Annotated in this window: 9 protein-coding genes; 4 read left to right on the plus strand and 5 right to left on the minus strand. The window is 44.3% G+C overall.

The features are described from left to right. Window positions 1–3 precede the first annotated feature (3 nt). Window positions 4–2,505, plus strand: a complete 2,502-nt coding sequence (locus LRM46_RS03600; protein ID WP_243813038.1) for a M1 family metallopeptidase — start codon at window positions 4–6, stop codon at window positions 2,503–2,505. Between the two features lie 253 nt (window positions 2,506–2,758). Then, the gene (locus tag LRM46_RS03605; RefSeq protein ID WP_129744838.1) at window positions 2,759–3,199 is read left to right on the plus strand and encodes a hypothetical protein; all 441 of its coding nucleotides are present in this window, start codon (window positions 2,759–2,761) and stop codon (window positions 3,197–3,199) included. A 115-nt stretch (window positions 3,200–3,314) separates the two neighbouring features. On the opposite strand, the gene rnhB is transcribed toward LRM46_RS03605, so the two are convergent. The 3 genes from rnhB to rplS form a co-directional block, all read right to left on the minus strand. After that, window positions 3,315–4,304, minus strand: a complete 990-nt coding sequence (rnhB, locus tag LRM46_RS03610) for a ribonuclease HII (protein WP_243813039.1) — start codon at window positions 4,302–4,304, stop codon at window positions 3,315–3,317. After that, a complete protein-coding gene (locus LRM46_RS03615) occupies window positions 4,288–4,785 on the minus strand; it encodes a hypothetical protein (RefSeq protein WP_243813040.1) in 498 nt (165 codons plus the stop codon). The genes rnhB and LRM46_RS03615 overlap by 17 nt, the downstream gene beginning before the upstream one ends. 68 nt (window positions 4,786–4,853) lie before the next feature. Next, complete coding sequence (gene rplS / locus LRM46_RS03900; RefSeq protein WP_445083016.1) at window positions 4,854–5,375, minus strand: 50S ribosomal protein L19; 522 nt, start codon at window positions 5,373–5,375, stop codon at window positions 4,854–4,856. A 164-nt stretch (window positions 5,376–5,539) separates the two neighbouring features. Between rplS and LRM46_RS03625 the strand changes: the two genes are divergently transcribed. After that, the gene (locus LRM46_RS03625; RefSeq protein WP_243813041.1) at window positions 5,540–6,673 is read left to right on the plus strand and encodes an NAD(P)-dependent malic enzyme; all 1,134 of its coding nucleotides are present in this window, start codon (window positions 5,540–5,542) and stop codon (window positions 6,671–6,673) included. A 2-nt stretch (window positions 6,674–6,675) separates the two neighbouring features. On the opposite strand, the gene LRM46_RS03630 is transcribed toward LRM46_RS03625, so the two are convergent. After that, on the minus strand, window positions 6,676–8,247 hold the full coding sequence (locus tag LRM46_RS03630; RefSeq protein WP_243813042.1) for a hypothetical protein: 1,572 nt from the start codon (window positions 8,245–8,247) through the stop codon (window positions 6,676–6,678). 37 nt (window positions 8,248–8,284) lie between these two features. After that, window positions 8,285–9,907 (minus strand): GspE/PulE family protein, encoded by a 1,623-nt coding sequence (locus tag LRM46_RS03635; protein WP_243813043.1) that lies wholly within the window; start codon window positions 9,905–9,907, stop codon window positions 8,285–8,287. A gap of 51 nt (window positions 9,908–9,958) precedes the next feature. Here LRM46_RS03635 and LRM46_RS03640 point away from each other — a divergent pair, with 51 nt between their 5' ends. Continuing rightward, window positions 9,959–10,519: a TrmH family RNA methyltransferase gene (locus LRM46_RS03640; RefSeq protein ID WP_243812328.1), complete on the plus strand. Its 561-nt coding sequence runs from the start codon at window positions 9,959–9,961 to the stop codon at window positions 10,517–10,519. Window positions 10,520–10,675 lie beyond the last annotated feature (156 nt).

A 10,675-nucleotide genomic window follows, 5' to 3' on the forward strand; every position in this document is an offset into this window, starting at 1 on the left:
ACTATGACTAAAGTTCCACGCTTACTTGACACATTCACACCAAATCATTACAACCTAACTCTTGATTTAACACGCGCCGAGGAAAAAGAATTTTCTGGCACAGTTATCATTTCTGGCGAGTCCACCGGCGAATCAATTTCACTACACTCCAAAGGCTTAACAATTCAATCAGCCACAATCGACAATCAGCCCGCCGACGTTTCATTTGGTGAGTTTGACGAATTGAGATTATCTCAGCCGAACCTTGAAAACGGAAAACACACAATTCACATCATTTTTTCCGGAAATATTACTGACGCAATGCACGGCTTGTATCCTTGTTATTTCACTCACGACGGCATTAAAAAACAACTTTTCGCTACTCAATTTGAATCACATCACGCCCGCGAAGTTTTCCCTTGTGTTGATGAGCCGGCCGCCAAAGCTGAATATGATTTGACACTGGTCACCCGAACAGGAATAACGGTTTTGGGAAATATGCCCGTAAAATACGAAGAAGAAAATGGCAATTCTCTCACGACGACATTTGAGAAAACACCACGAATGAGCAGTTACCTTCTGGCTTTCGTCATCGGTGAGTTGCACAAAAAATCCGCTCGCACCAAGTCTGGCGTCGAGGTCAACATCTGGGCAACACCAGCTCAGAATGAAAATACATTAGATTTTGCGTTAGACATCGCCACTCGCTCAATTGATTTTTATGACGAATATTTCGGGGTCAAATATCCATTGCCAAAATCCGACCACGTCGCTCTTCCCGATTTTTCCTCTGGCGCCATGGAAAATTGGGGATTGATTACTTACCGCGAAAGCTGTTTGCTTGCGGACCCAGAATTGACTCCAGAATCATCCAGGCGCTTCATTGCCACGGTTATCGCGCACGAGCTCAGCCATCAATGGTTCGGCAATTTGGTTACCATGCAGTGGTGGAACGACTTGTGGCTCAACGAAAGCTTCGCCAATATGATGGAATATGTAGCAATTGACGCGCTCCAGCCGGATTGGCATATGTGGGAAGATTTTGCCACGAATGAAGTAACGGCCGCGCTCAGACGCGACAGCTTGGACGGCGTTCAATCAGTTCAAGCCGACGTCAATCACCCAGACGAAATCAGCACTTTGTTCGACCCAGCAATTGTTTATGCCAAAGGCGGACGACTACTTGTTATGGTTAGAAAACTTATCGGCGAAGAGGCATTTCGCGCTGGTCTTAAATCATATTTTGAAAAATTCGCGTATAAAAACACTGTCGGAAATGACCTATGGCAAGAATTAGAGTCGGCGAGTGGTCAGCCAATCGTCAATCTAATGAACGCTTGGATTTCCCAACCTGGCCTTCCTGTCGTATCAGTTTCAAGCAGTCACGACGCGGCGATTCTAAGTCAGGAGAGATTCTTCATCGGCGAACACCAACCATCCGACACATTATGGCCGATTCCATTATTCGCAAACCAACCACTTGACGTAAAAATCTTGGATCAAAAAGAAACCACCGTTTCTATTGAAAAGCCATTGCAATTAAACTGCGGCTTAAGCGCCCACTTCGTCACCAAATATGACGAATCCACTCGCGAATATTTATTGAAAAACATTACAGAATTGCCAACCTTGGATAAGATTTGCATTTTACAGGACGCGACAATACTCGCCCGCGCTGGATTTGAAAACTCGGCGTCACTACTCCCATTGGCATTGTCGCTAAAAACCGAAACCAATGAAAAAGTCTTCGGTATGGCGGCTAGCGCCTTGACGGAACTGCGAAAATTCGTCGATGGCAATGACGCCGCCAGAGATTCATTAAAGAAAATTTCTGGAGAATTTGCGCGCGCCACATTTGAGGAATTGGGCTGGGATGAAAAAGCTGGCGAATCGGATGACGACCGCGAGCGGCGCACTACGGCTTTGAGTTTGATGATGTATAGTGAAGATGAAGAAGTTTTGAACGAGGCAAAAACGCGTTTTGATAGTAATAAATTGGAAGACTTACCGACAGAAATTCGAGCTTTAATTATCAGCGCAAACGTGAGGCATTTCGAGACGCCAGAGATGATTGAAAATCTCTTTTCTGCATATAAAAACACGCCGTCAAATGACCTGCAGAATGATATTGCAATTGGACTAACTTCCACCAAAAACCCTGAAACAGCAGAAAAAATTCTTGCCAACATTAAAAATTCCAATATTATCCGCCCACAAGACGCCAGCCGTTGGTTCGTGTATTTAATTCGGACCAGAGAAAGCCGCCAGATTGCTTGGAATTGGTTAAAGGAGAACTGGGCGTGGGTCGAAGATACATTTGGCGAAGATAAAAGCTACGACGATTTTATTCGCTATGCCGCCACAGCCCTACTGACAACCGACGAACTTGACGATTTCCGACAATTCTTTGAGCCGATGATGGACATTCCAGCCCTAGCCAGAACGATTAAGCTGGGAATTACCGAAATATCAGCACGAGTTGAGCTGATTAAACGAGACAAAGAGGCGGTTATTTCCGCGTTGTAAATAATTTGGTCGCATTATTTTGCGGTTTTTGACAAAATCTATTGACATTTTATTATATTAGTGGTATAAATGAGTACAGCTTTTGTTGATAGAACAAATGTTTTGTCCGAAAGCGCACTTTGACAAGGCAGTCATTGCGGGATGAGTTTCTATTTCTTTTTTTAAAAAATATCAAAAAGGGATAGGATCTCATCCTGCACTGAAGAAAAGTGCTTTACCACAGCCGAGTGGGGACGAGAGGAAGGAAAGAGCAATGCTCACGAAAGAAAATCTCGAAAGCATGCTAACCGAAAACACGGAGGCAATCTCCGTGTATACGGAAATTCTGAAGGGGAAGGTATCCACGCTGAATACCTACAACAATGGAATCAGCGATATCATGGGTGATTACCCTAACCTCCAGAAGACGCACATCCAGGAGGATTCGGAAGCCCTTCGAGATCTACTGGTCTCTATCTGCCATAATGGCCTGGAAGGGTCATTGGAGGCAGTACAAGGAAAGATCAACGAGATGCTGGGCGCAGTCTCATCCATAGCGGAAGAGGAGTCGTCTATGTCTGATTGGCCAGGATGCTACTGGATCCAGTACTGGAAATTCCTGCGTGATCTGAGAGATCTCATCACAACGGAAGTTCCCTTGTATCAGGCGAGCAACCTTGCTATCGCCAAAAAGCTTGCTGAGCTTGCGGATTAATTCGCAAGCAGAATGTACGATGAAGCAAACTTACTCTTCGCCACGATTGCCTTGTCGTACATTCCCTATAATTAATACACTTAACGTTAAAGAGTCCTCATTCGGGGCTGTTTTTTTATTCCAGCACCACACACTCTTTAGCTACGGGCGGATTTCCATCAACAGAAATTGCCAGCATTTGCATATCGCAGCTTTCATATTGCGCATTTTTGGCAATGAATATTTCAGCAGAAAAACGCATTTGCTGCTGTTTTTTATTTGTAATTGCCGCCAAGCCATCGCCGAAATTGTCATTTTTCCGATATTTGACCTCTGTAAAATATAAAATATTATCTTTTTTACTAACAATATCAATTTCGCAATACCGCGTTCGCCAATTCCGTTCTATAATCTCATGACCATCGCCCACCAACCAATCTGCCGCCACTTGCTCACCTTTATCACCAATTTGACGCGTCGTGTCTTTTTGCTGGTTTTTAGATTTTCCGTCGTCAGACGCATTTTGCGAATTCACCTCAACATTAGCATATTTAGCCAACGGCGCAAAACTCAGCCGATGTAGCGGAGTTACGCCCAGATTATCAATAGCCGCTCGATGCTTCGCCACACCATAACCAACGTGTGAAGAAAAATCATATCCCGGATAAATATTATCCTGCTTCGCCATAAACTTATCGCGAGCCACCTTAGCAATAATCGACGCCGCCGAAACGCTCGGAATCAAACCGTCGGCTTTCGCTATAATTGTTACATACTTTTCTAGCGGTGTACCCGCCAAAAAATTGACCGTCCCATCAATAATAATCTCATCAAACGTCGAGCCGTTTTTCCGACATTTCGCTTGAATTTCTTTGACTGCGCGCCGCGTAGCCAGTTTAAGCGCCTCGCTCATCCCTATTTCATCCAGCTCCTCAGCAGGAACCCAGCCCAACGCCCAAGCCGACGCTTGCTCGCGAATTTCCTCGTCAAGCAATTCACGTCGTTTTTTGGTCAATTTTTTACTATCATCAAGCCCTTCAATTTCAGCGCCACCCAAAACCACCGCACCAATCACCAACGGTCCAGCCCACGCGCCGCGACCAACTTCATCAATTCCCAGAATCACCCGACAATTTTCCCTTTTTCATCATAAAATCCACAATAATCCAGCCAATACAAACTGTTGCCGCGCCTAATGTATTCGCTAGAATATCCCAATTCGTGTCGTCTAATTTTATACTCGCCAAACCCGCCTTGACCATAAATAATTCCGCCAATTCGTTAATGCAACCTAACGCCGAAACTAAAGCAAAAACTGAAAATGCCGTCACCAGCCAATGCGCCCGCCATTTCATCGACGAAACCAAATACACCCAGAATAGCCCCGTAAATAGTCCGCCACCCACAAAATGCGTCGTAAAACTAGTGTCCTGTCCGTCAATTAACGGCGACGGCAAATACCAAGATATGAAAAACAACAAACACGCTACGTAAAGTAGCCAGCGATATTTTTGCTCACAATCAAAGCCGTTTCTTCTCAAAACGTAAGGCGTCGCCACAGCCAAAGTCGTCGGAACAAGGACGGATATATAATGAAATATTGCCATATTGAGATTATAACATGAGAAAACCGCCTCAGATTAAGAGACGGTTTTAACGATTAACCAATTGATAATTACGCGTCTTTATGGCGAGCCGCAACTTCAGCAGCCTTAGCGTCAAGTTCAGCCTGAGCGGCATCTTTTTCAGCTTGTTTTGCAGCAGCAGCCTGAGCAGCTTCTTCCTTCAAGCGTTCAGCTTCTGCTTCCGCCTTAACGTCATGAATGTCATTGACGGCGGCGCGATCGAAATTCTTAGCCGTCAAGCGAGCTGACTTACCGCTACGCTGGCGAAGGAAGCTTAAGAACTTGCGACGAACCTTAGCACGACGAACAATCTCAATCTTCTCAATCAGTGGACTGTGCATCAAAAATGACTTTTCAACGCCAACGCCTGAAGCGATCTTTCGAACCGTAATGCGTGATGTGTGTGATTTTTTATTGTCGGTACGGATAACAACACCCTCGAACATCTGAATACGCTCTTTGTTGCCTTCCTTAATTTTCTGGTAAACGCGAACTGTGTCACCACTGCGAGCATCGACAACTGCTTGCTTTTTTTGTGCTTGGTTGATTTTGTCAATCAATTGAAAACTCATAATTTTTTCCTATCTTCCGAACTCGCTCCGACTGGCCACGCAGTTGTACTTCTGCGGCTCCACGTCAAACAAGGCTCGAATATTTAACTCTCGTACAATTACATAAGATAATAACACAAATCTAAAGAAATATCAATTAAATAAAATTGGAGTATAATATAGTTATGGATTACAATAAATTAGCACTCGAACTACACGAAAAATACAAAGGTAAAATTACGACTAGCCTCAGAGATAAAGAAGAGCTTAATCGCGACAAACTTAGCGCCTATTACAGCCCTGGCGTCGGCGCAGTCAGCCAAGCAATTGCCGAAAATCCAGCCGATTTACCAAAATACACTTGGACAAACAATCTAGTCGCCGTAATCTCAGACGGCTCAGCAATTTTGGGCTTAGGCAATTTGGGACCAAAAGCCGCCATGCCAGTTATGGAAGGAAAAGCTTTGCTATTTAAGCATTTTGCCGATGTCGACGCCGTGCCAATTGTATTAGACGTTCACGAGCCAGAAGAAATCATTGCCACAGTTAAAGCCATTGCGCCAAGTTTCGGCGCCATCAACCTCGAAGACATCGCCGCACCAAAATGCTTTGAAATTGAAGAGCGATTGAAGGCAGAATTAGATATTCCAGTCTTCCACGACGATCAACACGGCACAGCTGTCGTTGTGTTGGCGGGCTTAATTAACGCCGCCAAATTGACAGGACGAAACCTGGCAGATTGCAAATTCGTAGTCATCGGCGCGGGCGCAGCTGGCACAGCAATCATCAAATTGTTAAATCTTTACGGAGCAAAAAACATCGTGGCGGTGGATAGCCGAGGAATTGTCGGAAAATCACGCACAGACTTGAACACTGAAAAAACCGCGCTATTGGAATATGTCGACGCATCACAATCTGGCTCAATTGAAGACGCCATCACTGACGCAGACGTATTCATCGGCGTATCGCGCGCAGGACTTCTCACTCCAGAATTAGTCAAAAAAATGGCGAAAGATCCAATCGTATTCGCGCTAGCAAATCCTGTTCCAGAGATTATGCCAGATGTCGCCAAAGAAGCCGGCGTCGCAATCATCGGCACGGGTCGTAGCGACTTCCCAAACCAAGTCAACAATTCCCTGGCCTTCCCTGGAATTTTCCGCGGCGCATTAGATCACGGAGTTAAGAAAATCACCGATCAGCACAAATTGGCGGCCGCTGAAGCGCTAGCCAACCTGGTCGAAAACCCAACCGTCGACAAAGTCGTCCCAACCGCATTTGACGAGGGTGTTGTTGAAGCTGTCGCGAATGTAATTAGATGACCCTAAGCACCGGCACCGTACTTAGCTGCATCACGAGAGTCGCCATCTATGAATAGAGCTACTAACGACTCCTGATTTTGTTTGTCACAAGCCCCCAAAAATAACACCATTTCAGTCACTCCAGCTTTCTGAAGAGATTTTTTAGTCTCACTTTCATCGGGCATATCCTCAACGCTGACTTTTGACACATAAACCCTCTTGGCGTTATGCGTTTGTTCTTTCCAGGCGTAAATTATAAACGGATAAAGCTCTTTTAATCTATTATTTAAGCCAACTGGCAAACCGACAGACTTATCTTCTGAAGTTGCCACGCATTTGGCGGCCATAATTAATTTATCCTTAATAATGGGCAGAATACTCCGTTTCTTCTCGTCGTTTTCGTATCCAGTCATTTTATGCTCGACCTTTTTAGCCTCTTCAGTGCGCGCGTCAATTACTGCGACTACAGTACCGTCACCACCACGCTCAACATGCAGTACATCTACAATAGAATCTTCTTTAAGCCACGGAAACGTCTCGCTATCAAGCGCCACAACATCTCCCGCCTTTAGTCCAATTTCTATCAACTGAGGGCTGCTTTCTTCGATTGTCAGCTTCGGTTTATTCGACCTTTTTCTCTTAGCGACTTTTTTCAAAGACCTACTCGCAATTTCACCCGTCACTTCGTAGGTTCTGAATTTTTCAGAAAGAACCTTTAGCTCGCCTTCTAGAATTGACCCCATTTTCTCTTCCGCCACAGATTTAGCAAGAGTCTGTGCATTCAGGCAATTTTCCTCAAATACAATTTCAGCATATTCACGAGCCAACAGCTCCTCGTCCAGATCTCTCATCCTGCCTACACAGTCGAGCATGGCTTTTACCAACTCCAGATCTCTTTCGTAATTAAAGAAGGCTTCAACGCGCTCCATACGCACATCACTCTCGCCTCCGAGCATCGCCTCAAGCTCATCAGCTTTAAGTATTGAAAAATTTGTCAATAGCTCAACCAAGTGATGTGTCTTTTCGCGAACTGGATCGTATTCGGGTCGACTTATTCCAAATTCTACAGACGAAGAAGTGCTGTCTTTTCTATAAATCCCATCAATCACAGATCTCTTAGTCTCTAATGTGAGTTGTATATATTCATAATCGGCATCATCTCGTCTGAGATTGTTATTCTTCTGAAATTTCTTTACTGTAGGAATTTTATATCCTTTAAGATTGCAATACTTCGGAACATTAACTTCCGCTATTTTAGCGGGAAAAATTTTATCTAACGACGATATGAAAGCATCGAGCGAGGTTTTATATTCCTTATTAAACTCTTCTTTCAATCGAGAACTCACTTCATCAAAATCGTAGCGAACATCCAAATACTCGGGAGACTGATCGTACACATCCCTAGCCTGCTTAAGAGTATCGATTACAGGCTTATATTTCTCAACCAAATCCTTAAACATAGATGAGTCTTTAGGAACATCTTCATATATATATTCAAGGAAATTGATAACAGTATCGAAAATTTCACAGACAGAGTCTTTCTCAGACTCTGAAGGTTCACTATCGTAATAAGAGTGTTCCGGAATTTCGCTCATAAACTGATATTTTATCAGTTTATGGCTATAAAGTCAATTATATTACTCTGTTAACTTCTTCTAGTGTTGTTTCGCCACGAAGAGCCGCCAACACGCCAGCCTGAAGCAACGTCACCATACCATCTTCTTTTGCAGCCTTTTCAATCGCTTCCGTATGAACATCCTCAACATCGCCGCGCAAGAATTTCTGAATATTCTCGCTCACGACCAGTTGTTCCATTACTGGAATTCGCCCCTTATAGCCAAACGGAACGTCGTCCGTTGGCACCGCACGCCAAAGCTTAAACGTATCCAAATCTGGGCAATCAACATTCTCTGGCAAATCCTTCAAAACTTCTTTTACCCACTTACGAGTCGCCTCATCTGGCTCATATTCTTCCTTGCTATCATCCCACAATCTCCTCACCAGTCGCTGGGCAATCACCAGCCGAACCGCCGAGCTAAAAATCGGATTTTGCCCAATCATATCGATCATACGACTAAACGCCGCCGCAGTTGAATTAGCGTGAAAGCTGGACAGCACCAAGTGCCCCGTAATTGAAGCTTGAATCGCAGTCTTCGCAGTTTCATTGTCGCGAATCTCACCGACCATCACCACATCTGGGTCAAGACGCAAAACACTACGCAAACCATCAGCAAACCTCTGTCCATTCGTCGTATCAATCGGAATCTGAGCAATCCCAGGAATCGTATTTTCTACAGGATCCTCCAGTGTGATAATCTTTCGGTCTGGCGTATTAAGAGCATTAAGAATGCTATATAACGTTGTGGATTTTCCCGAACCAGTCGGACCAACCATCAACAACATCCCGCGCGGATGAGAAACAACTTCATCAATTTGCTTGCGCTCTTTCTTTGAAATGCTCAAGAGATCCAAATTTAACATTGACTCATCGAAATTGAACAATCGAAGCACCAAGTCCAAGCCATACACCGTCATCACAGCTTCCACGCGCAAATTCAGCACATGCGATGCGCCATCTCTATGAATTTCCTGCTGCATATGCCCAGATTGAGGCTCTCTGGAAGCGGTAGAAATATTCGCACGCGACGCCAAAGTCGCCATAATCACTCGATACCTATCCCTGCCAAGTTCCGCCACCGTATGCAAAGCTCCGTCAACACGCATACGAATTCGAATCGATTCGCGCTGATTTTCGATGTGAATATCCGACGCGCCCAACAAATCCGCTTGGTCAATCAAATAGTTAAACACATCATTCGTACCCACGGAAGCCAAAGTCTGCGTAACCTGCGCCAGAGTATCGCTATCACCTTCCTTGGCAATTTCGATGTTATCGTAGATCACCTTTTTTGGCGGATCAAACCTGAGCATAATTGATCGAAACGCCGAACCAGAGATTAAGAAAAAGAAGATTCGCTTGCCATTTTCAACGTATTGGCTTTGCATTTTCTTCATCAACGACTCAGAAGTTTGCGATGTAACGCCAAATCGATAAGACTGATCTTCCTCATTAAAGGCTAACGGAACCAGCCGACCCTTATACATTTCTTCTATCGTCAAAACACCCTTAAGCAAAGGTAAAGTCTCTTCAAATTCCCGCCCATCAAGATATTGAAGTCCTAAAATTGACGCTCGACGACGAGTAGCTTCCTCATCTTGCTCACGGCGTCGCGCCTGAATTTTATCTTCGTCCATATGAAAATTATACCAAAAAGCTTACGGTTTTACGAGTGATATAATAGTAATATGAATCCAGAAATTACTCTGTTAGTCCACAATATTCGCTCAACGCATAATGTTGGGGCAATTTTCCGCACGGCCGAAGGATTTGGCGTAAAAAAGATTATTCTTAGTGGCTACACGCCGTATCCAGAATTGAGTTTATGTAGCAAGGCGCCTGCTTGTGCGCTTGTCGATGGAGAAATTCGATCTGAAGATCCTCGCCTGCCGCATATTCGCGAAAAAATCACCAGCCAAATTCATAAAACAGCCTTAGGCGCGGAGAGTTTGGTGCCATTTGAGTTTTATGAAGATATCAACGATTGGATTAAAGAAAATCAGCGAACAGAAAACTTGCCAATTATCGCGCTGGAGCAATCGAAAGATAGTGTGATGTTGCCAGAATTTCAGCCGCCTGAAAAATTTGCGCTGCTACTCGGAGAAGAAGTCCACGGAATCACGCCGGAGCTTTTGGATAACTGCGATTTCACCGTAGAAATCCCGATGTTCGGTCAAAAAGAATCATTCAACGTGTCGGTCGCAACAGGAATTGCGCTATTTGGACTGATTTTCCCGAGAACGAAATAATCTCAACAACACATAAATAAATTCCTCAAGTCTGCTTATTGACTTTATTAACTATATGTGTTATATTTGTATGAGCTTTCTTTGAAATCCCTCAGAGAAAGTAGTCCCTACAGAAAAGAGAAGGAGAAGAGATGTCATTTGACAACATCTTCTTAG

Origin of the sequence: Candidatus Nanosynbacter sp. HMT-352 (genome assembly GCF_022819345.1) — a bacterium.
Taxonomy (GTDB): domain Bacteria; phylum Patescibacteriota; class Saccharimonadia; order Saccharimonadales; family Saccharimonadaceae; genus Nanosynbacter.